At 66.1% G+C, this 22,068-nt stretch carries 13 protein-coding genes; 10 read left to right on the top strand and 3 right to left on the bottom strand.

From position 1 onward, the window contains the following. Positions 1 to 1,152: an HD domain-containing protein gene (locus ACZ5V4_RS03730; RefSeq protein ID WP_464316832.1), complete on the bottom strand. Its 1,152-nt coding sequence runs from the start codon at positions 1,150 to 1,152 to the stop codon at positions 1 to 3. A 243-nt stretch (positions 1,153 to 1,395) separates the two neighbouring features. On the opposite strand from ACZ5V4_RS03730, the gene ACZ5V4_RS03725 reads away from it, so the two are divergent. From ACZ5V4_RS03725 to ACZ5V4_RS03690, 8 genes are all read left to right on the top strand, one after another. Further along, entirely contained in the window at positions 1,396 to 2,115 is a 720-nt protein-coding gene (locus tag ACZ5V4_RS03725; RefSeq protein ID WP_464316831.1) for a biotin--[acetyl-CoA-carboxylase] ligase, read from the top strand. A 34-nt stretch (positions 2,116 to 2,149) separates the two neighbouring features. Continuing rightward, positions 2,150 to 5,851, top strand: coding sequence for a pyruvate carboxylase (locus ACZ5V4_RS03720; protein WP_464316830.1), 3,702 nt, complete (start codon positions 2,150 to 2,152; stop codon positions 5,849 to 5,851). A 168-nt stretch (positions 5,852 to 6,019) separates the two neighbouring features. Next, positions 6,020 to 9,568 (top strand): PEP/pyruvate-binding domain-containing protein, encoded by a 3,549-nt coding sequence (locus tag ACZ5V4_RS03715; RefSeq protein ID WP_464316829.1) that lies wholly within the window; start codon positions 6,020 to 6,022, stop codon positions 9,566 to 9,568. 20 nt (positions 9,569 to 9,588) lie between these two features. Continuing rightward, positions 9,589 to 10,641: a hypothetical protein gene (locus tag ACZ5V4_RS03710; RefSeq protein WP_464316828.1), complete on the top strand. Its 1,053-nt coding sequence runs from the start codon at positions 9,589 to 9,591 to the stop codon at positions 10,639 to 10,641. A 282-nt stretch (positions 10,642 to 10,923) separates the two neighbouring features. Continuing rightward, positions 10,924 to 12,849 carry a YgiQ family radical SAM protein gene (locus ACZ5V4_RS03705; protein ID WP_464316827.1) on the top strand — a complete coding sequence of 642 codons (1,926 nt, stop codon included), beginning with the start codon at positions 10,924 to 10,926 and terminating at the stop codon, positions 12,847 to 12,849. A gap of 168 nt (positions 12,850 to 13,017) precedes the next feature. Then, positions 13,018 to 13,272: a hypothetical protein gene (locus ACZ5V4_RS03700; protein WP_464316826.1), complete on the top strand. Its 255-nt coding sequence runs from the start codon at positions 13,018 to 13,020 to the stop codon at positions 13,270 to 13,272. A gap of 43 nt (positions 13,273 to 13,315) precedes the next feature. Then, the gene (gene msrB / locus ACZ5V4_RS03695; protein WP_464317808.1) at positions 13,316 to 14,446 is read left to right on the top strand and encodes a peptide-methionine (R)-S-oxide reductase MsrB; all 1,131 of its coding nucleotides are present in this window, start codon (positions 13,316 to 13,318) and stop codon (positions 14,444 to 14,446) included. Between the two features lie 2 nt (positions 14,447 to 14,448). Further along, the gene (locus ACZ5V4_RS03690; RefSeq protein WP_287495542.1) at positions 14,449 to 15,045 is read left to right on the top strand and encodes a YceI family protein; all 597 of its coding nucleotides are present in this window, start codon (positions 14,449 to 14,451) and stop codon (positions 15,043 to 15,045) included. A 112-nt stretch (positions 15,046 to 15,157) separates the two neighbouring features. Here ACZ5V4_RS03690 and ACZ5V4_RS03685 read toward each other — a convergent pair whose 3' ends face one another. Next, the gene (locus ACZ5V4_RS03685) at positions 15,158 to 16,147 is read right to left on the bottom strand and encodes a zinc-dependent alcohol dehydrogenase family protein (protein ID WP_464316825.1); all 990 of its coding nucleotides are present in this window, start codon (positions 16,145 to 16,147) and stop codon (positions 15,158 to 15,160) included. 157 nt (positions 16,148 to 16,304) lie between these two features. Continuing rightward, complete coding sequence (locus ACZ5V4_RS03680; RefSeq protein ID WP_464316824.1) at positions 16,305 to 17,603, bottom strand: M23 family metallopeptidase; 1,299 nt, start codon at positions 17,601 to 17,603, stop codon at positions 16,305 to 16,307. A gap of 236 nt (positions 17,604 to 17,839) precedes the next feature. Between ACZ5V4_RS03680 and ACZ5V4_RS03675 the strand changes: the two genes are divergently transcribed. Both ACZ5V4_RS03675 and ACZ5V4_RS03670 read left to right on the top strand, forming a co-directional pair. After that, complete coding sequence (locus tag ACZ5V4_RS03675; RefSeq protein WP_464316823.1) at positions 17,840 to 18,970, top strand: efflux RND transporter periplasmic adaptor subunit; 1,131 nt, start codon at positions 17,840 to 17,842, stop codon at positions 18,968 to 18,970. Beyond that, complete coding sequence (locus ACZ5V4_RS03670) at positions 18,967 to 22,062, top strand: efflux RND transporter permease subunit (protein ID WP_464316822.1); 3,096 nt, start codon at positions 18,967 to 18,969, stop codon at positions 22,060 to 22,062. Before ACZ5V4_RS03675 ends, ACZ5V4_RS03670 begins: the two co-directional genes overlap by 4 nt. Positions 22,063 to 22,068: the final 6 nt, after the last annotated feature.

Raw genomic sequence — 22,068 nt, 5'->3', positions numbered from 1 at the left:
TCAGCCGCGTTCTTCCTGTTGCTGCGCGGCCAGGGCCTCGCAGCGCAGCTGCCTGAGCGCCTCGCCGGACCTCTCGCCCAGGTCGCGCATGTCCTCGGGCAGCTTGACCTTGCGGATGGTCCGCAGGTCGCGCCGGGCCATGGCCAGGATCTCGCCGGGCTGCCTGGGGGCATCCTGGGGCTTGCCCGCGCTGTCGGCCTCCTCCAGCTTGAAGAGCCTCGTGGTCAGGCCCTTGGCCTCCAGGCGCACGAGCATGTCCACCCTCGGCCCCGGGCGCATCCCGGGGTAGCGCCTGGCCCGCATGTGCTCGGCCGAGGCCGTGGCCCCGGCCTCCACGTAGGCCGTGGGCAGCCGGAGCCTCAAACCCAGCGCCCTGGCGGCGTCCTCGCCGAGCTTCTCGTGGCCGTGGTGGCTGGGCCAGCCGTCCGGTGGGGTCAGGGCCTTGCCCAGGTCGTGCGCGAGCCCCATCCAGGCCAGCAACGGGTCTCCCGCCAGGCGGTCCACCACCTCGAGCACGTGCCTGAAAACGTCCTTGTCGTGGTACTTCGCCGGTCCGGCCGGAATCCCCACGCACGCGGCCACTTCGGGAAACCACGGACCCAGGCAGCCGGACTTTTCCAAAATGTCGAAAAAGCGCGACGGCATGGGCGCGGCCAGGGCCTTGCGCACCTCGCCCCCCACGCGCTCGGCCGCGCATCCGGCCAGGGCGCCGCTCTCGGCCTCGCGGCGCATGGCCTCCAGGAGTTCGGGGCTGGCCGTGAAATCCGGGAACAGGGCTGCGAAGCGCGCGGCCCGAAACACGCGCAACGGGTCCATGGCCATGGACCTCTCCGAGCAGGGGCGCAGCACGCCCGCGCGCAGGTCTTCCAGGGCCTTGGGGTGGGCCGTCAGCACGCCGTGCTCGTCCAGGGCCATGGCGTTAATGGTCAGGTCCCGAAGCTCCAGGTCGGCCTCGATGGAGCCCCCCCTGGGCCAAGCGTATTCGTTGCCGTCCAGCAGGAATACCGGAAATGACTTGCCGACCAGGCGGGCCGTGGGATACCGCGCCTTGAAAGAATCTTGAGCAGCGTGGTCCACAAGATAGTCGCGGTCGGTGACGGGGCGTCCGAGCAGCATGTCTCGCACCGCGCCGCCGACCAGGTAGATTTTCATGGAGGGTTCCGATCCGTGACGGAGCATGACGGCCCCCGGGTTCCCGGGCCGGCGGCGCTTCTCTGGGCGATGGGGAGAGAAGAGCTTGCCGATCCGCTGGACCCTGACGTTTTGGCGGGTTTCCATCCGGTCTGGGAAAAAGATGCGCGGCAATTCGCGCCTTGGCAAGAGATTTCGGTCTATTGGGGCACGTGCTGCGCCGAGGAGTCGTGGTGGGTCTCCGGCCAGCGCTTCGCGAACAACGTGTTGGTCTGCGGGGCGTGCTCCTCGGCCCTGGACGTGGCCCGGCCCCTGGCGGAGAACAGGATGCTCGGGCCCTGGGACTCCGTGCTGGCGGTGCGCCAGTGGTCCGGCCGGGGGCAGTTGCGCCGCGCGTGGGATTCCCCGCCGGGCAACCTCTACGCGGTGCTGATCCTGCCGCCCGTGCCCCGGAGCCTGGACTCCCTGGCCCCGCTCATGCTGGGCTACTGCATCGCGGCCTTCTTCCGGTGCAAGAAGCTCGACGTGGGCATCAAGTGGCCAAACGACCTGATCCTGGGCGGCAGAAAGGTCGGCGGCATCCTCCTGGAGGAGCGCAAGGGCACGCTGCTGGCGGGCGTGGGCCTGAACCTGCACTCCTGCCCGGGGCCCGAGGCCCTGCGCGAGGAGCACGCCGTCCCGGCGGGCTACCTCAAGGCCGCCGGGTTCGACGCCACCCCCCTGGGGCTGTGGCGCGAACTTGTGGACTTTGTAAAAACATGCTACGAAACCGCTCTTATCCAAGGTACGCCAGAAGACGTGGCGGCCCTGGTCGAGCCGCTCCTGTGCTGGGTCGGCCAGGACGTCTCGGTCCGCGAGGGAGGGTCACCCCCGTGGACGGGACGCCTCGCCGGTTTGGCCAGTGACGGAGCCTTACGGGTCGAGCCTGCTGGCGGAGCGGGCGAACGGCTCCTCACCTCCGGCAGCATCTGGCGGGCTTCCTAGGCCCGCGCAAGCATCCAGGTTAGGTACAATCCCAATGGGCGTGAAGACCTTTCAGGACGTTCTCCAGGAAATCCAGGGCAAGAAAATTCTCGTGGCGAACCGGGGCATTACCGCCCGGCGCGTGCTGCGCTCCATCAGGGAGCGTTTCCAGGCGGTTCCCGTTCTCACCGCCACCAAGGTGGACATGACCTCCCCCTCGGTGGCCGGCGCGCACGAACTGATCCTTCTGGGCGAGGACCCCAGGGCCTACCTCGACATCGACCTCGTCATCCGCGAGGCCAAATCCCGGCGCATCGCCGCCATCCACCCCGGCTGGGGCTTCGCCTCCGAGGACCACACCTTCCCGGCCAAGTGCGCCGAGGCGGGCGTGGTCTTCATCGGCCCCACCTCCGAGGCCATGAACCTCCTGGGCAACAAGGTCGCGGTGCGCAACGTGGCCAAGGAGCTGGGCATCCCCGTGGTCCCGGGCTCCGAGGGCGCGGTGAGCGTGCCCGAGGCCCGCGAGATCGCGAGCCAGATCACCTTCCCCATCATGCTCAAGGCCGAGGGCGGCGGCGGCGGGCGCGGCATCTACGTGGTGCACGAGCCCAAGCAGCTGGAGGAGGCCTTCTCCAAGGCCTCGGCCCTGGCCCAGGCGAGCTTCGGCAACCCCAGGCTCTACGTGGAGAAGTACCTGCGCAGCGTGCGCCACATCGAGATCCAGGTCATCGCCGACAAGCACGGCAACGTCCTGGCCCTGGACGAGCGCGACTGCACCGTGCAGCGCAACCACCAGAAGCTGGTCGAGATCACCCCCTCGCCCTGGAAGGGCATGACCAGCGAGCTCCGCGAGCAGCTCAAGGAGTGGTCCGAGAAGCTCATCAAGCACGTGGGCTACTACTCGCTGGCCACCGTGGAGTTCCTCGTCGAGCCCGACGGCACCCCCTACCTGATCGAGGTGAACACGCGCCTCCAGGTGGAGCACGGCATCACCGAGTGCCGCTACGGCATCGACCTGGTGGAGGAGCAGATCGCCGTGGCCTTCGGCGCGAAGCTCCGCTACACCAAGAACAACACCAAGCCCTTCAACTGGGCGCTCCAGGTGCGCATCAACTGCGAGGACCCGCGCCAGGGCTTCACGCCCAACGCGGGGCTGATCACGCGCTACATCTCGCCCGGCGGGCCCGGCGTGCGCCTGGACTCCTGCATCTCGGCCGGGTACGAGTTCCCCTCCCAGTACGACTCGGCCGGGGCGCTGCTCATGACCTACGGCCGCACCTGGGACAAGGTGCTCGGCACCATGGACCGCGCGCTTCGCGAGTACATCGTGGGCGGGGTCAAGACCACCATCCCCTTCCACCTCCAGGTGGTGAACAACGAGCGCTTCCGCTCCGGCGACTACGACACCAACTTCGTGGCCACCGCGCCCGAGCTGCTCGAATACCGCGACGTGGAGCCCGAGCACCTGCGCCTGTCGCGCCTGGTGGCCGAGATTTCGGCCAAGGGCTTCAACCCGCACGTGCAGCTGGGCGAGTACAGGGGCCGCTCCGACAAGCGCCTGGGCCGCTTCACCCCGGCCATGCCCATCCTCGACCACAAGGCCTGGAAAGCCCCGTACCCGCGCGGCGACCGCCAGGCCCTCCTGGACCAGATCCGCGACTCGGGCGTCGTGCACTTCGTGGACACCACCACGCGAGACATCACCCAGTCCAACTCGGGCAACCGCTTCCGCATGGCCGAGGACGCCCTCATCGGGCCCTACCTCGACAACTGCGGCTTCCTCTCGCTGGAGAACGGCGGCGGCGCGCACTTCCACGTGGCCATGATGGCCAACATGACCTACCCCTTCACCGAAGGGCAGCAGTGGAACTGCTTCGCGCCCAAGACCTGCAAGCAGATCCTCATCCGCTCCACCAACGTCCTGGGCTACAAGCCGCAGCCCAAGAACCTCATGCGCCTCACCGGCGAGATGATCTGCGAGCACTACGACATCATCCGCTGCTTCGACTTCCTGAACCACATCGAGAACATGCTGCCCTTCGCCGAAGTGGCGCTCAACTCCAAGGGCAACATCTTCCAGCCCGCCATCTCGCTCTCCTGGGCCAAGGGCTTCGACGTCCACCACTACATGGGCGTGCTTGAGGACATCCTGGAGACCTGCGGCAAGGTGGCCGGGCTCTCCAAGAAGAAGGTCACGAAGATCATCACCCTGGGCCTCAAGGACATGGCCGGCGTGTGCCCGCCGCGCTTCATCTCGGCCTTGGTCACGGCCATCCGCCAGAAATACCCGGACCTGGTGGTGGACTACCACCGCCACTACACCGACGGCCTGTTCGTCCCGGCCGTGGGCGCGGCGGCCAAGGCGGGCGCGCACATCGTGGACACGGCCATCGGCGCCTCCGTGCGCTGGTACGGCCAGGGCGAGGTGCTCTCCACGGCGGCCTACCTGGAGGACGAACTGGGGCTCAAGACCAGCCTGAACAAGGACATGATCCGCACCTGCGGCTTCGTGCTCAAGCAGATCATGCCCTACTACGACCGCTACACCGCTCCCTACTTCCAGGGCATCGACTACGACGTGGTGGAGCACGGCATGCCCGGCGGGGCCACCAGCTCCAGCCAGGAGGGCGCGCTCAAGCAGGGCTACATCCACCTGCTGCCCTACATGCTCAAGTTCCTGGCGGGCACCAGGCGCATCGTGCGCTACCACGACGTGACCCCGGGCTCGCAGATCACCTGGAACACGGCCTTCCTGGCCGTGACAGGGGCCTACAAGCGCGGCGGCGAGCGCGCCGTGCGCGACATGCTCGAGGTGCTGGAGGCCACCAGCCACCACCCCGACGAGTGCATCACCCAGGCCTGCAAGGCCGACCGGCTCATGCTCTACGCCGACGCCAACGACGCCTTCCGCCAGCTGCTCCTGGGCAAGTACGGCAAGCTGCCCCTGGGCTGGCCGCCGGACTGGGTCTACGAGTCCGCCTTCGGGCCGGACTGGCGCACGGCCATCGAGCAGCGCACCACGGACTCGCCCCTGGCCTCGCTCAAGGACGTGGACCTGGACGCCGAGTTCTCGGCCCTGGCCAAGCGCCTCCAGCGCGAACCCTCCCAGGAGGAGTTCGTGATGTATTTGAACCATCCGGGCGACGCGCTCAAGACCATGGAGTTCCGCGTCAAGTTCGGCGACCCCAACCGCCTGCCCTTGGACGTCTGGTTCGAGGGCCTGGAGCCGGGCCAGGAGCTCTTCTTCGAGGACTCGCGCGGCAAGCCCCACACCCTGACGCTCCTTGACATCTCGGCCCCGGACCACCAGGGCATGAGCGTGGTGCGCTACGTGCTGGACTCCGAGATCCTCTCCCACCAGGTGAAGGTGGCCGAGGCCGTGAGCGGGCGCGACGCGCAGTCAGTTGAAATGGCCGACCCCAACAACCCCTTCCACATCGCGGCCCCCTGCAACGGCGACCTCTGGGTCATGCACGTGAGCCCCGGCGACTTCCTCAAGCCCGGCCAGGAGGTGCTGAACATCTCCGTGATGAAGCAGGAGAAGTCCATGGTCTCCCAGGTGGAGGGCGTGGTGAAGCGGGTGCTGAAGAACGCCGACTACTTCGAGGACAAGAAGATGGTCCCGGTGAAGGAGGGCGAGCTCCTGGTCGAACTCATGCCCATCGGCAAGACCTGCCCCGGCTGCAAGGAGCCCCTGGCCGCCGAGGACTTCCACTACTGCCCGTGGTGCGGCTACGGCATGGAATACACCGAGTAGAGGGCCGTCCGCCCCGCCCGGAGCGTTCCGGGCGGGGCGCGACCCCCTTTTTCCCGCTCCCCGGCCATGGAAAACGCCAGGAGCGTTTCAGGCCTGCTGACAAGGCCGCGCGGAATCTGCTAGAGGTTTCTCACGGGGACAATCCCTGGACATATCAGGAGGAAACGAATGGCTAAAGCCAGCCCCAACGCTCCCGCCAAAGACACGAAAGAAATAGCGAAAAAGCTCATCCTCAACGGCGCGGACATCGTCGCCATGGGCGAGGAGGCCGAGCTCTTGGTCGGGGGCAAGAACTACAACACCGCCATCATCAGCCAGGTACCCGGCATCCGCGCCCCCCAGTTCAGGGCCGTGTCCTCCCAGGCTTTCCACAAGCTCCTCGACGAGACCAAGGTCAACGCGGCCCTCATCCGCCAGACCGTGGACCACGAATACAATCGCATCGACTGGACCGGCGAAGAGGTCAACAAGGACCCCGAGTTCCTCAAGCATTTCACGCGCACCCTGGCCCAGGAGGTGAAGGCCTCCGCCCAGGAGAAGGCCACGCTCATCAAGCTGCGCACCTTCGTCAACAACGTGGTCGAAGGCTTCGCCACCTCCCCCGAGGGCATCGACCAGTTGCGCAAGCGCTCCGTGCTGGTGCAGGTGGCCATCCTCTGCGTGGAGATGCCCGCCGACGTGGCCGACGCCGTGCGCAGCGCCTACCAGGAGATCTGCCGCGACGCGGGCCTCGAGGACGTGCCCGTGGCCGTGCGCTCCTCCGCCGCGGGCGAGGACTCGCGCAAGAAGGCTTTCGCGGGCCTCCAGGACACCTACCTGAACATCGTGGGCGACGACCGCGTGGTGGAAGCCTACCAGTGGGACTGCGCCTCGGCCTACAACCTGCGCTCCATGACCTACCGCCGCGAGGCCATCCTGGACGCGGTCCAGCTGGCCGAGCGCACCGGCGACGACACCATCGCCGAGAAGGCCAAGCACGAGTGGGCCATCGAGAACACCTCGCTCTCCGTGTGCATCATGCGCATGATCAACCCGGTGATCTCGGGCACGGCCTTCTCCGCCGACACCGCCACGGGCTGCCGGGGCACCGACCGCCACGACCTGGTCTCCATCGACTGCTCCTACGGCCTCGGCGAGGCCGTGGTGGGCGGCATGGTCACCCCGGACAAGCTCTTCGTGTTCCAGAGCGAGGATGCCCGCGAGGTGGTCATCCGCTTCATGGGCTTCAAGGACAAGAAGATCATCTACGACGAGCGCGGCGGCACCAAGATCGTCCCCGTGGACGAGCTCGAGGCCTACCGCTGGGCGCTCTCCCTGGCCCAGGCCGAGGAGGTCGCCAGGGGCGTGCGCCAGATCTCCAAGGCCTACGGCGGCATGATCATGGACACCGAGTTCTGCATCGACCAGTCCGAAAGGCTCTGGTTCGTGCAGGCCAGGCCCGAGACCCGCTGGAACGAGGAATTCGAGCTGCACCCCGACACCATCTTCATGCGCCGCATGGAGGTGGACAAGAACGCCCTTGCCCGCGCCGAGGTGATCCTCGAGGGCAACGGGGCCTCGCGCGGAGCGGGGCAGGGCACCGTGCGCTTCCTGCGCTCGGCGCTCGAGCTCAACAAGATCAACAAGGGCGACATCCTGGCCGCCGAGCGCACCGACCCGGACATGGTCCCGGGCATGCGCGTGGCCTCGGCCATCCTGGCCGACGTGGGCGGCGACACCTCGCACGCGGCCATCACCTCGCGCGAACTCGGCATCCCGGCGGTCATCGGCATCCAGCGCGCGGAGCTCCTGCGCTCCCTGGACGGCCAGGAAGTCACCGTGGACGGCTCTCGCGGCCTGGCCTACCGGGGCCTTCTGCCCCTGGTGGCCGTGGGCGGCGAGATGGACCTCTCCAAGCTGCCCGCCACCAAGACCAAGATCGGCCTGATCCTGGCCGACGTGGGCCAGGCGCTGTTCCTGTCGCGCCTGCGCACAATGCCCGACTTCGAGGTGGGCCTTTTGCGCGCCGAGTTCATGCTGGGCAACATCGGCGTGCACCCCATGGCCCTCGAGGCCTACGACCAGGGCACGCTCAACCAGCTGGTGGAGAAGAAGCTCCAGGACTACGAGATGAGCCTGACCAAGGTCATCAAGGAGCAGATGGCCGCCGGCTACATCCCCATGGACCTGAAGCTCAGGCAGTACGTGGGCCTGGTCACCGGCCTGGCCAAGGAGCTCGAGCAGCTCACCGAGCGCGAAGGCGCGCGCGGCACCGACGAGGTGCTGGCCATCCACCGCAGGCTGCGCGAGCTGGACAAGAAGCTCGACGAGTACCTGGGCAACGCCACCCGCCGCCTGGACGTGCTCAAGACCTCCGTGAGCCTGGACGACCACGTGGCCGTGATCATGGGCTACTGGGAAGAACTCCAGGACGGCTCCAACCACGCCGACGCCGTGAAGCGCCGCATGGAACTCAAGGCCCACGTGGGCGAGCGCGCCCAGGCCGTGGCCCACGAGCCGCTCATCGTGGAGACCATCGAGAAGATCAAGACCATGCGCGCCGAGATCGCCCGCCAGGTGGGCATCCAGCGCGACATGGAAGAGGTGCGCACCCTGCCCGGCCGCATCGCCAAGCAGCTGCGCTCGCGCGGCTACCGCACCGGCAAGGAGCTCTACGTCCAGACCCTGGCGCAGAACCTCGCCCTCTTCGCCATGGCCTTCTACGGCAAGCCCATCATCTACCGCACCACCGACTTCAAATCCAACGAGTACCGCAACCTGGTGGGCGGCATGCTCTTCGAGAACTTCGAGGACAACCCCATGCTCGGCTACCGGGGCGTCTCCCGCAACATCCACGACTGGGAGATCGAGTCCTTCAAGCTCGCGCGCGGGATCTTCGGCGGCAAGAACCTCCAGATGATGCTGCCCTTCGTGCGCACCCTCGAGGAAGCCCGCAGCATGCGCCGCTACCTCTCCCGCGTGCACAAGATGCGCTCCGGCGAGGACGGCCTGAAGCTGCACCTGATGAGCGAGATCCCCTCCAACGCCATCCTGGCCAAGCAGTTCATCCAGGAGTTCGACGGCTTCTCCATCGGCTCCAACGACATGACCCAGATGGTGCTGGCCACGGACCGCGACAACTCGAGCCTCAAGCACATCTACGACGAGGAGGACCCCGCCGTGGTCTGGGCCATCCTCGCCACCATCTTCACCGGACAGAAGATGGGCAAGAAGGTGGGCTTCTGCGGCCAGGGCGTGTCCAACAGCGTGATCCTGCGCGGGCTGGTGTCCATCGCGGGCATCGTCAGCGCCTCGGTGGTGCCCGACACCTACTACCAGACCAAGTTCGACGTGGCCTCGGTGGAAGGCCAGAACATCCCCGTGGCCAACCTGGGCGCCTGGCTGGCCGAGCAGCACCTGAACCGGCTGCACGAGCTGCTCCAGTCGCACAAGTACGAGCACATCCTGAAGAAATACCAGAGCGCCAAGGACCTCTCCGAGTGGTACGAGGGCGAGCAGACCAGGCTCGCGGGCCAGCTGCGCGACCACCTGGACACCCCCAAGGAGTCCTTCTACCGCCAGGAGCTGGAGAAGTTCCGCCGCGCCTTCCACAAGCCGGTGATCTACGCCGCCTGGAACTGGGAGGAGACCGTGCTGGACGCCCTGAACCACGCGGGCTTCAAGGACTGGGACGAACAGGCCAAGGCCCTGGAAGAGCAGCGCAAGAAGACCTGGTAAGAGCGAGAAAGGCCGGAGTGATGAAAGCCTCCGGCGGCCGAAGGGCAAGCTCCTTTGGAATCCCTGATAAGCAAAAAGGCGGCCGAAAGGCCGCCTTTTTGTTAAGGCGTGTAGCCATGGCTGGAGGGTGTATGTCAAAATATATGTTGCGCCTTGTCGCAATAAGTAATGGGAATTTTGATCTCGACAAAGATGAGATACGTAAGATCGAACTGAAAATAAGTGATGGTGTTCAGGCAGAGGTCAATTACGGAGAGAGGGGTGATCAGAAGGCGATTAGGATTCAAATTGAAGACATCGAATCAAGAGAGCGGGCGTCGGTGCTGGGAGAGTTGTTGAAAAAAGCAATAACATTGTGCGGTGTCAGGCTTAGATGTGGAGTTTTTCTTGGCAACGATAAATCTAGTTTGAAGTTCTCTGACCAACTGGTTGACGGTGTATTTGAGAAAACTGGTTACACTCTGATTCCAGAAGCAATAGGAATTAATATTGTTGAGCAGTCAAAGCGGCCGGGTTTTATTAATTTAAATGCAACTGGTACAATTAGTGGGCGTGGACATGACATAGTGTCTTGTTTATTTGAGGTGGTAAAGTTTGCTGATGCGATGGATAAGAGGGTTTTTAATGCTGCGAAACTGTATACAACGTCACGATTTCTGAAAAATCAGGTTACACGCTTGCTCCTATTGGTTTCAGCAGTTGAGATTGTTTCACGTCAGAGAAATGCTTCAGAAAGACAAAAGTCATTTGTTACAGATGTTATTTGGCCGCTTGTAAACGGTTATTTTGAAAATGAAAATGAGAGTGAGTCTGTGCGTAAATTGTTGAATGGGATGTTGAATTATGGAGAGAGTAAACTTGAGTCTTGTAGGCGGATGTTGAATGGATACTGTTCTGAAAGTCAAGTGAATGTGTTTGTCTCTATGTATAACGCAAGGAGTAGGTTTTTGCATGATGGAATTGTACCTAAAGACGATTGTATGTCTTTAATTGATGACCTTGATTGTCTTGTTTCTGGTTTGCTGTTACGAATAGTTGGGTGTGTCGTCTCTCATGGGCGGATCATTGCTTAAATTTCTGTTTATGTCGGGTAGGGATAGAGCGTGCGATCGAGGGTGTTTCGAAATTAACCCCGAGATATTGTTTCCTGATATAATGGTGGCAAGAGCGCGTCGGCGCGCTTCACAAGAGGGTATATCCTAATGCTTCGCGGACGCATCTCGCCGGAAGTTCACCGAAGGGCATGCCCCTTTGGAATCCCTGATAAGTAAAAAGGCGGCCGAAAGGCCGCCTTTTTGCGTGGCCGCGCGCGATGCGCACTGGACGCGCGGCAAACTCGTGACCATACTGCCCCCATGCCGCGCACGCCCATCCCCCAACCCGAATTCCTCCCCATGACCCGGGCCGAAATGGACCGCCTGGGCTGGGACGAACTGGACGTCCTCATCGTCACCGGCGACGCCTACGTGGACCACCCGTCCTTCGGCGCGCCGCTGCTCGGGCGCTGGCTCGTCAGCCACGGCTACCGCACGGGCATCGTGGCCCAGCCCGCCTGGGAGGACCCCTCGGCCGTGGCCGCCATGGGCCGCCCGCGCCTTTTCGCGGGCGTCACCGCCGGGTCGCTCGACTCCATGCTCGCCCACTACACGGCTTTCCGCAAGAAGCGCTCCGACGACGCCTACACCCCGGGCGGCCGCGCGGGCAGCCGCCCCAACCGCGCGAGCGTGGTCTACGCCAACCTCGTCCGGAGGGCCTTTCCTGGCCTGCCCGTGGTCCTGGGCGGCATCGAGGCTTCGCTTCGCCGGGCCTCGCACTACGATTTCTGGTCCGACTCGCTCAGGCGCTCGGTCCTCTTCGACGCCAAGGCCACGGCCGTGCTCTACGGCATGGCCGAGCACTCGCTCCTGGCCCTGGCAGAGGAATTCGAGCGGCTGGAGGCGGATGGCGGCGACGTCCAGGGCGTTCTCCAGGCCATCCCGGGCGCCGTCTATTCCGTGCGCCCCGGGGAGCTGCCCGAGAGTGCGGACATTCTGGAACTGCCTTCCCACGAGGCGATGCTCGCCGACCCCGCGCTTCTGGTGGAGGCCACGAAACTTCTCGAGCGCCACGTGCACCAGGACCGCCAGATCGCGGTGCAGGCCTGCGGGGACCGCCTGGCCGTGCTCAACCCGCCCGGCCGGGGCCTGGAAGGCGCGGACCTGGACGCGCTCTACGCCCTGGCCTTCACCCGGCGCGCGCATCCGTCCTACTCCGAGCCCGTCCCGGCGGCGGCCATGATCGAAGGCAGCCTGAACATCCACCGGGGCTGCGCCGGGGGGTGCTCGTTCTGCACCCTGGCCCTGCACCAGGGGCGGCGCATCCGTTCGCGCAGCCGGGCTTCCGTGCTGGACGAGGCCCGCAGGCTCACGGACGTGTCCGGCTTCTCGGGCAGCGTCAGCGACGTGGGCGGCCCCAGCGCCAACATGTGGGGCGGACGTTGCACCGGGGACATGGCCGCGTGCAGGCGCGCCAGCTGCCTGACCCCGTCCGTGTGCAAACACTTCAAGGTGGAGCAGGTGAAATTCGTGGAGCTCCTGCGCGCGGTGCGCCGCGTGCCCGGCGTGCGCCACGTGCGCGTGGCCAGCGGCTGGCGCATGGACCTGGGGCTGGCCGAACCCTCGGCGCTGGGGCCCATGGTGCGCGAGTTCACGGGTGGCCAGGCCAAGGTGGCCCCGGAGCACTCTTCGGCCCGGGTGCTGAAGCTCATGCGCAAGCCGCCGTTTTCCGTGTTCGAGCGCTTCGTGGAGTTCTTCGCGGCCGAATCCGGCAAGGCGGGCAAGGAGCAGTACGTCGTGCCCTACCTCATGAGCGCCCACCCGGGCTGCACCGAGGAGGACATGCGCGAGCTCTCGCGCTGGCTCGCCGGGCGGGGCTGGAAGCCCAGCCAGGTGCAGTGCTTCATCCCGCTGCCCGGGACCATGGCCGCGGCCATGTTCTTCTCCGGCGTGGGGCCGGACGGCGAGCCCCTGCACGTGGCCAGGACAGACGCCGAGCGCCTGCGCCAGCACGCCGCGCTGACCGGCCCGGGAGGCGTTGAGCGCCACCGTGGGCCTGACGGCAGGGGAGGCAAGGCCCGGACAGGTGAAGGCGACCGCCGAAGCCGCCAGGACGGCAAATCCGCGAACCCCGCGCGTGAAGGGCGGGGCGCGCGGCAGGACGCGCCCTCCAAGGGTGGCGGCGCCGGGAATTCCCGCCCTCGCGGCCCCAAGCCCCCCCGCAAACCGGGCCGTGCGCGAGGCTGACCGCTGGCCATTTTTATTCTTCAATAAAAATTAGTCTGTTGCAAAGAACGAACAAAAAAGACGGGTGACTCCCGTCTTTTTTCGTTGCTTCGCCTCCTGTCCGTGCTATTGAGGAGATAAGCCGTTTAGGCTTGATGTTGCGATTCAATCCTACCAAGGAGGCACGTTATGCGCGGTTGGCTCTCTCTTCCGGTTCTCGATGGCGTCACCGGGGAAATCGTCGGCATGATCGCTCCCAGGCAGGGCCTGAAAACCAACCACGGCGCGATCCTGCGCTACGACGGCAGCGGCGATTTCACCTTCGCGGACGACATGGGCGTCATCGTCCAGCACCGCGACGCCAGCCCCTGGGTGGAAGAGGAGGAGGCCCTGCGCTGGGGCTTCGTGGACCACGCCCGCCTGGCCACGGCCATCGCCGTTTGACGCCTTCGCGCCTTCGCTTCACGACGAGGTTTATTGCATGAAGATGTTCGGACGTACCACGGCGTGGTTTTTCACCTTGGTCGCTGCTGGCTGCATCTGGCCGCTGGGGGAGGGCGCCCAGGCGGTGACCTCCCAGGACCTCGAGCCGAAGGCCGGGGAGGCCGTGGCCACGTTCGCCGGCGGCTGCTTCTGGTGCACGGAGTCCGACTTCGAGAAGCTGCCGGGCGTCGTCCGGGTCATCTCGGGCTACAGCGGCGGCAAGGAGCCGAACCCCACTTACGACCAGGTCTCGGCGGGAACGACCGGACACGTGGAGTCGGTGCAGGTCTATTACGATCCGTCCAGGCTGAGCTACGCCGACCTGGTCGAGTACTTCTGGCGCCACGTGGACCCCACCGACGCGGGCGGCCAGTTCGTGGACAGGGGCAGGCAGTACGTCTCGGTGATCTTCTACCGCGACGATGAGCAGAAGCGCGTGGCCGAGCAGTCCCGCGACGCCCTGGCCCGCTCCGGCAAGTTCGGGGCCAGGCCCATCGTCACGGGGATAGTCCCCTTCGAGAGCTTCTACCCGGCCGAGGACTACCACCAGGATTATTACAAGCATAACCCCATCCGCTATAACTACTACCGCTTCGGCTCGGGCCGCGACCAGTTCCTCAAGAAGACCTGGGGCGAGGAGGCCGAAAAGGGCGCTCCCCAGGGAGCGGCCCAGCCCGTGCCTCCGCCAAGGCCCTTCGCCAAGCCTTCCGACGCCGAGCTCAAGAAGTCGCTCACCCCCATGCAGTACAAGGTGACGCAGCACGAGGGCACGGAGCCGCCCTTCAACAACGAATACAACGACAACAAGCGCCAGGGCATTTACGTGGACGTGGTCTCGGGCGAGGCGCTCTTCTCCTCGCTGGACAAGTACGACTCCGGCACGGGCTGGCCGAGCTTCACGCGGCCCCTGGAGCCCGGAAACATCGTCACGCGGGAGGACCGCTCGCTCTTCGCCACGCGCACCGAGGTACGCTCGCGCCTTGCCGGCTCGCACCTGGGCCACGTCTTCGAGGACGGCCCGCCCCCCACGCGCCTGCGCTACTGCATGAACTCGGCCGCGCTCAGGTTCGTCCCCGCCGAGGACCTCGAAAAAGAAGGCTACGGCCAGTATCTGAAGCTCTTCAAAAAGGAATGATGATGCGAAAGACCGTTCTCGTCCTGGCGGCCCTGGGTGTCCTGCTCGGGGCCGCTTCGGTTCGCTCCGCGAGCAACGAAGCGCCCGAGTGGAGCTTCGACCCGCCGCACTGCTCGGTGCTCTTTTTCGTCAAGCACATCCTGGCGGACATCCCCGGGCGCTTCGACTCCTTCTCCGGTGTCGTGCGCTTCGACCCCGAGAACCTGGCGGGCAGCCGCATCGACGTCACCGTGGACATAGCGAGCATCGACACCGGCGTGCCCAAGCGCGACGAGCACCTGAAGAGCAAGGACTTCTTCAACGCCGCGTCTTTTCCCTCCATGCGCTTCGTCAGCAAGGAGATAGCGGTCCTGGGCGGCGGGCGCTACGTGGCCAAGGGCAGCATGACCATCAAGGACGTGACGCTGCCCGTGGAGATACCCTTCGAGTTCCTGGGCGTTGTCACCTCGCCCATGGAAAAGGGCAAGCAGGTGGCGGGGTTCAGGGCGCGCTTCGCCCTGGACATGCTCGATTACCACGTCAGCGACGGCGGCTTCAAGAAAATGGGCGTCATGGGCAGCCAGGTGGATATTCTCATGAACCTGGAACTCTTGCGCTAGGCGGCCATTGCGTTGCACCCGGTGAACGGCGCGAAGCTCTTGCCGGGTGCAGGGGGAGGCGCTCCCCCTGCCGGGAGAGGCCCGGAGAGGGCGGCGCCCTCTCCGGTCGCATCTAGGCTATCTCCACCACCACCTTGCCCACGGCCTTGCCGGAGGCCAGGTAGTCGTGCGCCTGGCCGATCTCGGCCAGGGAGAAGATGCGCTCGGCCAGGAGCGGCTTGAGCTGGCCCTTGGCCGCGAGCTCGGCGGCCAGCGAGAGTATCTGCCCGTGGCGCTCGCGGCCTTCGCCCGTGACGAGCGGCAGGAGCATGAACACCACCGAGAGGGTCAGGCCCTTGGCGTGGGCCGGGGAGAGGTCGTGCGTGGAGCGCGTGTTGGTGGAGGCCACCACGCCCATGATCCTGGCCGCCTTCATGGAATCGTCCAGGGTCCGGCCGCCCACGGTGTCGAACACCACGTCGAAGCCCTTGCCGCCGGTCAGGCGCGAGATGTAGGTGTCCACGGCCTCCTGGCGGTAGTTCACGATTTCGTCGGCTCCGAAGGATGTGGCCAGGCGGGCCTTTTCCTCCGAGGACACCGTGGCGGCCACGCGCGCTCCGCAGGCCTTGGCCAGCTGCACGGCCACGTGCCCGACCCCTCCGGCTCCGGCGTGGATCAGCGCGTGCTGGCCCGGGGCCAGCCGGGCGCGGTCGAACAGGGCCTCCCAGGCGGTGATCGTCACGAGCGGCAGGGCCGCCGCCTGGAGCATGGTCAGGCTGCTGGGTTTCTTCGCCAGGAGCCTGGCGTCGGCCGTCATGTACTCGGCCAGGGCCCCGGGCATGTCCGCCAGCCCCCCGGCGCAGCCGAACACCTCGTCGCCGGGCTTGAAGCCCGTGACGCCCTCGCCCGCCTCCTCGACCACCCCGGCCAGGTCCATGCCCAGGATGGCGGGCAGGTGCGGCGCGAAGGCCGGTTTCATGGTGCGTATCTTGATGTCCACGGGGTTCACGCTGGTGGCGGCCACGCGCACGAGCACGCGGCCGGGCTTGACCTCGGGCTTGGCCACGTCGGCGGGGTGGAAGTCGGGCTTTTCGCCGAAGGAGTGCAGGAGCTGCGCTTTCATGGGTGTCTCCTTGGAGCTTGCTGCCGCCGGGCGGCGGTCCTTGCCTTTGCATACCGGATTTTCAGGCCACGGCAATGCCTCCCGGGGCACTGGGCGACGAAAAAGGCCCGGAGCGCTGCGGTGCGCTCCGGGCCTTGCTTCCAATCGTCCCGGGGGCCTACTGGAACTTGCCGGTGATGTTGTCCTTGATCCAGTGCGGGTCCCACCATTCGATGGGCTGCACCTCGATGCCGTTCAGGACCACGCCGAAGTGCAGGTGGTCGCCCGCGGCCAGGCCGGTGGCCCCGGTGTTGCCGATGATGTCGCCCTTCTTGACCATGTCGCCTTCCTTCACGCCGATCTGCGACATGTGCGAATAGATGGTCTGCAACCCCCAGCCGTGGTCTATGATCACGGCGTTGCCGTAGATGCCGAAGAACCCGGTGAAGATCACCCGGCCGCCGTTGGCCGCCGGGACCTGCGCGTTCTCGAGCGACGCCAGGTCCACGCCCAGGTGGGTCTGCTCGTCGATCTTCTGGCCCTTGTACAGGTAGGTGCGCCCGTCGCCGAAGGCGGCCCTGGGCGCGGCGTTGGGCAGGCGCAGGAAGGCCCCCTCCCAGAGCATCTCGGGCGCGGTCTTCTTGGCGAACTCGTGGAGCCTGGCCACGTTCTCCTTGCGCAGGTCGCGGTTGACCTTCACGTAGAGCTGGGCCGGGTCCTTGATGTCGGGGTACATGGTCTCGAACTGGGGCATCTTGGACTGCAAAAAGTCGTCGCCCACGTTTATGCTGTCGTGTTTGAACTTGGTGGGCTTGGCCTGGTAGCGGAAGGTGATGGAGCGCTCGTTGCCCGCCGAGTCCTCGGCGTACAGCTTGGGCTGGAAGTTCCGGGGGTCCATGTTCCAGGGGAAGGCGAAGAGGCAGGCGTAGTTGCCCGAGGGCAGCTTGTAGCCGGGGAAGAACTGGTCGCCCACCACGATGCCGGAGCGCTCCACTTCCTTGTTGATCTGGTAGACCACGCCGCACACGCCGCCCTGCTTGATGTTGTGCGCCAGCGACAGCACGCTGATCACGGGCGGGCGGTTGTCCAGGGTCATGGTGCGGGTGACGCGCGTGGTGTTGCCCGCGCCGAAGTTGAACACGGACTTGTCCGTGACCACCACGATCAGGTCGAACTGGCCCTCGCGCAGCCCGGCCTGCTCCAGGGTGAAGGCCTCGGTGACCTGGTGCGGGGCGGGCTCGAAGGTCTTCTGGACGAGGACGGTTTCCTTCTGGGCCTGGAGCACGGAGACCTTCACGGATTTCACGCCCGCGCCCGGGTCGCGCGCGGCGAGGGTGAACTCGCGCTTGGCCCCGGTGGAGGCGCGCTCGGGGGCGAGGGACACTTCGGGGGCGGTCATGTCCCTGGTGAAGAAGTACGCGCCCACTCCGAGCGCGACCAGGATCAGCAAAAGAAGGAAGGAAATGAATTTACCCATTTTGAACCGGACTGTGCTGTTTGAGGTGTCGCGCCTGAACCGCGGCGCCGAAGGGGCCTTCCTAACCCGCGCCTGGGCCGGGCGCAAGCGGGAACGGCGCTGTTTAGAGACTCCGCGCCCGTTTCCAGCGGACCGTGGCCCGGGGCGGCCTCCCCGCTCCGCGCCCCGGCGTTCTGGACGCGGGCGCGCAAACCGGATAACCATCCGGCAAAACACATAACGCCGAGGCGTTCGCCGTGAGAATCATCCTTGCCCTCGTCCTCGCCTTTGCCGTCCTGCCCGGTTGCGACAAGAAGAAAGAGGCCCCGCCGCAGCGGCCCGTGAACGTCAAGGCCATCAAGGCCCAGCTGGCCGACGCCCCCGTGACCGTCACGGGCGTGGGCAACGTGGTGGCCCAGCGCACCGTGGCCGTGCAGGCCCAGGTGACGGGCAGGCTCTCGGCGCTCAGGTTCGAGGAGGGCAGGCTGGTGCGCGAGGGCGAGCCCCTGGCCGAGATCGACGCCGCGCCCTTCGAGGCCCGGCTGGCCGAGGCCCGCGCCGCCCTGAACCGCGACTGGGCCAAGGCCGAGCAGGCCGGGCGCGACTACCTGCGCTACCGGGAGCTCGTGCGCCAGGCCGTTGTCAGCCAGGACGAGTACGAGCAGCGCCGCACCGACTTCGAAACCGGCTGGCGCCAGGTCCAGGCGGACCAGGCCGCGCTCGAGAGCGCGCGCATCGACCTGGCCTACTGCCGCATCGCCTCCCCGGCCACGGGCGTGGCGGGCTACCAGCTGGTCAAGCCGGGCAACAGCGTCAGCGCCTACACCACCACCATCGTCACCGTAAACCAGGTCCAGCCCGTGCTGGTGCGCTTCTCCGTCACCGAGAAGGACCTGGCCCTGGTGCGCCAGTACTACGGCAAGGAGGCCATCAAAACCTCCGCCCGCTTCCCCAAGGACGAGCAGGACCTCAAGGAGACGGGGGTGCTCACGGCCATCGACAACACCCTGGACGTGCAGACCGGCATGATCGTGCTCCAGGCGCGCTTCGACAACGAGTCGCTCACGCTCTGGCCCGGCCAGTTCGTCACGGTCACGGCCACGGTGGCCGTTGAAAAGGACCGCGTGGTCATCCCCTACGACGCGGTGATGACCCGCCAGGACGGCTCGTTCGTGTTCGTGGTGGACGCCTCGTCCAGGGCGCAGCTGCGCAAGGTGGTCACCGGCCGCCAGGTGGGGCGCAAGGATGTGGTGGTGCTGGAGGGCCTGGCCGCGGGCGAGACGGTGATCACCGAGGGCGTCATCCGCGTGGCCCCGGGCGGGCCGGTGAGCGTCGCGGGCCAGGACCAGGCCGGGGCGGGGCCACGCGGTCCCGGAGCCGGTTCATGACCGACGTCTTCATCAAGCGCCCCATCGCCACGGCGCTCATCACCCTGGGGCTCATGTTCCTGGGCATCACGGCCTACAGGACGCTGCCGGTCTCCGAGATGCCGGCCATCGACTTCCCCACCATCCAGGTCACGGCGCAGCTGCCCGGGGCCGACCCCGAGACCATGGCCTCCTCGGTGGCCACGCCCCTGGAGAAGCAGTTCTCCACCATCGCGGGCATCACCTCCATGAACTCGGTGAACACCCTGGGGCAGTCCACCATCGTCCTGCAGTTCGAGCTCGGGCGAAACATCGACGGCGCGGGCTCCGACGTGCAGACCGCCATCTCGGCGGCCTCGGGCTATTTGCCGCCCAACCTGCCCAACCCGCCCACCTACCAGAAGGTCAACCCGGCGGACGTGCCCATCCTCTACATCGGCATGCGCTCGCCCACGCTGCCCCTGTACAAGCTCACGGAGTTCGCCAAGACCTTCGTGTCCCAGCGCATTTCCATGGTCTCGGGCGTGTCCCAGGTGCTGATCTTCGGCGACCAGACCTATTCCCCGCGCATCCGCGTGAACCCGGACAGGCTGGCCGCCTACAACCTGTCGATCAACCAGGTGGCGGACGCGGTCCAGGCCGAGAACGTGAACCTGCCCACCGGCTCGCTCTACGGCGACGTGAAGCTCTACACCATCAAGGTCAAGGGCATGCTCATGGACGCCAGGCAGTACCTGGAGCAGGTGGTGGCCTGGCGCAACGGCAAGCCCATCCGTCTGGACGACCTGGGCGCGGTGGTGGATTCCACCATAAACAACCGCAACGCCTCCTTCCACAACGACACCCCCTCCATCACCATCGCCGTGCGCCGCCAGCCCGGCACCAACACCATCAAGGTGGTCAACGACATCAGGGCGCTTCTGCCCTCCATCCAGGCCACGCTGCCCCAGTCCATCGAGTTCGAGGTCATGTACGACCGCTCCCAGACCATCCGGGAGTCCGTGGAGGACGTGAAGTTCACCATGGGCCTGGCCGTGGCCCTGGTGGTGGCGGTGGTCTTTTTGTTCCTGAAGAACATCCGCGCCACGGTGATAGCGAGCCTGGCGCTCCCGGCCGCGCTCATCGGCACGTTCGCGGTGATGAAGCAGTTCGGCTTCTCGCTGGACAACCTCTCGCTCATGGCGCTCACGCTGGCCGTGGGCTTCATCGTGGACGACGCCATCGTCATGCTGGAGAACATCGTCAGGCACATGGAGATGGGCAAGCCGCCCATGCTGGCCTCCCTGGATGGCGCGCGCCAGATCGGCTTCACCATCGTCTCCATGACCATCTCCCTGGCCGTGGTCTTCGTGCCGATCATGTTCATGGCGGGCATCCTGGGCCGGGTGCTCAACGAGCTGGCCGTGACCATCACCATCGCCATCTTCGTCTCGGGCTTCGTGACGCTCTCCTTCACGCCCATGCTCTGCAGCCAGTTCTTGCGCGGCGGGGCCGTGGGCCATTCGGGCAGGCTGTTCAAGGGCCTGGAGCGGCTCTACGAGGTCAGTCTGCGCTTCGTGCTGCGCCACCGCTTCGCCACGCTCATGGCCAGCTTCGGCGTGATGGGGCTCACCCTGTGGCTCTTCACCAAGGTGCCCACCGGGTTCATCCCCACCACGGACACCGGCTTCATCTACGGCTACGCCCAGGCCGAGCAGAGCGCCTCCTTCGACACCATGAGGAGCCGCATCCTGGAGGTCGCGGGCGCAGTCTCGCAGAACCCCAACGTGAATAAGGTGGTGGGCATCGTGGGCGTGGGCGGGCCCAACACGTCCATGAACAACGCGGCCTTCTTCACGCTGGTCAAGCCCGCCTCGGAGCGCAAGGACGACATCGACACGGTGCTGAACCAGCTGCGCGGGGCGGTCTCGAACGTCAGCGGGCTGCGCCCCTTCATGTTCAACCCCCCGGCTATCCAGATCGGCGGGCGCACCACGCGCGCGCTCTACCAGTTCACACTGCTCTCCCCCGACGTGGACAGGCTCTACGCGGCCGCGCGCGACATGGAGACGAAGATGCGCGGCCTGCCCGAGCTGCAGGACGTCAACTCCGACATGCAGATAGACGGCCCCCAGGTGCGCCTGAGCATCGACCGCGACAAGGCCGCCAGCTACGGCATCTCGGCCAAGGCCATCGAGACCGCGCTCTGGTCGGCCTACGGGGCGCGCCAGATATCGAACATCTACGCCACCACCGACACCTACCGCGTGATCATCGAGGTGGAGCAGCGCTACCAGCGCGACCCGTCGCTGCTTTCCAAGCTCTACGTCCAGCCGGACCTGGAGAACAACAAGGACAAGAACAAGGACAAGCTCGTGCCCCTGTCCAACCTCGTCTCCATCGAGGAGGGCGTGGGGCCGATCACCGTGAACCACACCGGCCAGCTCACCAGCGTGACCATCTCCTTCAACACGGCCCCGGGCTCGTCGCTGGGCCAGGCCGTGGCCGCCATCGAGAAGCTGGCCCAGGCCGAGCTGCCCGGCGACGTGAGCCACATCTTCGAGGGCCAGGCCACGGCCTTCAAGGAGTCTGCGGCCAGCGTGCCCTTCCTGCTGCTTCTGGCCGTGGTGGTGATCTACATCATCCTGGGCGTGCTCTACGAGAGCTTCGTGCACCCCATCACCATCCTTTCAGGCCTGCCCTCGGCCGCCCTGGGGGGGCTGCTCACGCTCCTGGTCTTCGGGCGCGAGCTCGACCTCTACGGCTTCGTGGGCGTGATCATGCTCATCGGCATCGTGAAGAAGAACGCCATCATGGTCATCGACTTCGCCATCGAGGCCGAGAAGACCGGCAAGCCCGCGCACGAGGCGGTCTTCGAGGGCTGCATCACGCGCTTCCGGCCGATCATGATGACCACCGTGGCCGCCATCGCGGGCATCCTGCCCATCGCCATGGCCTTCGGCGCGGGCGGTGGGGCGCGCCAGCCCCTGGGCCTGGCCGTTGCCGGAGGCCTGGCCATCTCCCAGGTGGTCACGCTCTACCTGACCCCCGTGGTCTACACCTACCTGGACCAGGCCCAGAACTGGCTGAAGCGCAGGTACGCCACAGGGCGCGGGAGCGCCCGGGCGGCCTGAGCGAAA

The sequence above is a fragment of the Fundidesulfovibrio sp. YSD1 genome (assembly GCF_055397115.1).
The sequence above is the reverse complement of the archived record's forward strand: the minus strand, read 5'-3'. Positions and strand labels throughout refer to the sequence as shown.

Excerpts from the sequence above, each read along its gene's own strand:
- ACZ5V4_RS03720 (WP_464316830.1), top strand. The coding sequence starts at position 2,150 with ATGGGCGTGAAGACCTTTCAGGACGTTCTCCAGGAAATCCAGGGCAAG.
- ACZ5V4_RS03730 (WP_464316832.1), bottom strand. The coding sequence starts at position 1,152 with ATGAAAATCTACCTGGTCGGCGGCGCGGTGCGAGACATGCTGCTCGGA.
- ACZ5V4_RS03680 (WP_464316824.1), bottom strand. The coding sequence starts at position 17,603 with ATGGGTAAATTCATTTCCTTCCTTCTTTTGCTGATCCTGGTCGCGCTC.
- ACZ5V4_RS03690 (WP_287495542.1), top strand. The coding sequence starts at position 14,449 with ATGCGAAAGACCGTTCTCGTCCTGGCGGCCCTGGGTGTCCTGCTCGGG.
- ACZ5V4_RS03685 (WP_464316825.1), bottom strand. The coding sequence starts at position 16,147 with ATGAAAGCGCAGCTCCTGCACTCCTTCGGCGAAAAGCCCGACTTCCAC.
- ACZ5V4_RS03670 (WP_464316822.1), top strand. The coding sequence starts at position 18,967 with ATGACCGACGTCTTCATCAAGCGCCCCATCGCCACGGCGCTCATCACC.
- ACZ5V4_RS03700 (WP_464316826.1), top strand. The coding sequence starts at position 13,018 with ATGCGCGGTTGGCTCTCTCTTCCGGTTCTCGATGGCGTCACCGGGGAA.
- msrB (WP_464317808.1), top strand. The coding sequence starts at position 13,316 with ATGTTCGGACGTACCACGGCGTGGTTTTTCACCTTGGTCGCTGCTGGC.
- ACZ5V4_RS03710 (WP_464316828.1), top strand. The coding sequence starts at position 9,589 with ATGAAAGCCTCCGGCGGCCGAAGGGCAAGCTCCTTTGGAATCCCTGAT.
- ACZ5V4_RS03705 (WP_464316827.1), top strand. The coding sequence starts at position 10,924 with ATGCCGCGCACGCCCATCCCCCAACCCGAATTCCTCCCCATGACCCGG.
- ACZ5V4_RS03715 (WP_464316829.1), top strand. The coding sequence starts at position 6,020 with ATGGCTAAAGCCAGCCCCAACGCTCCCGCCAAAGACACGAAAGAAATA.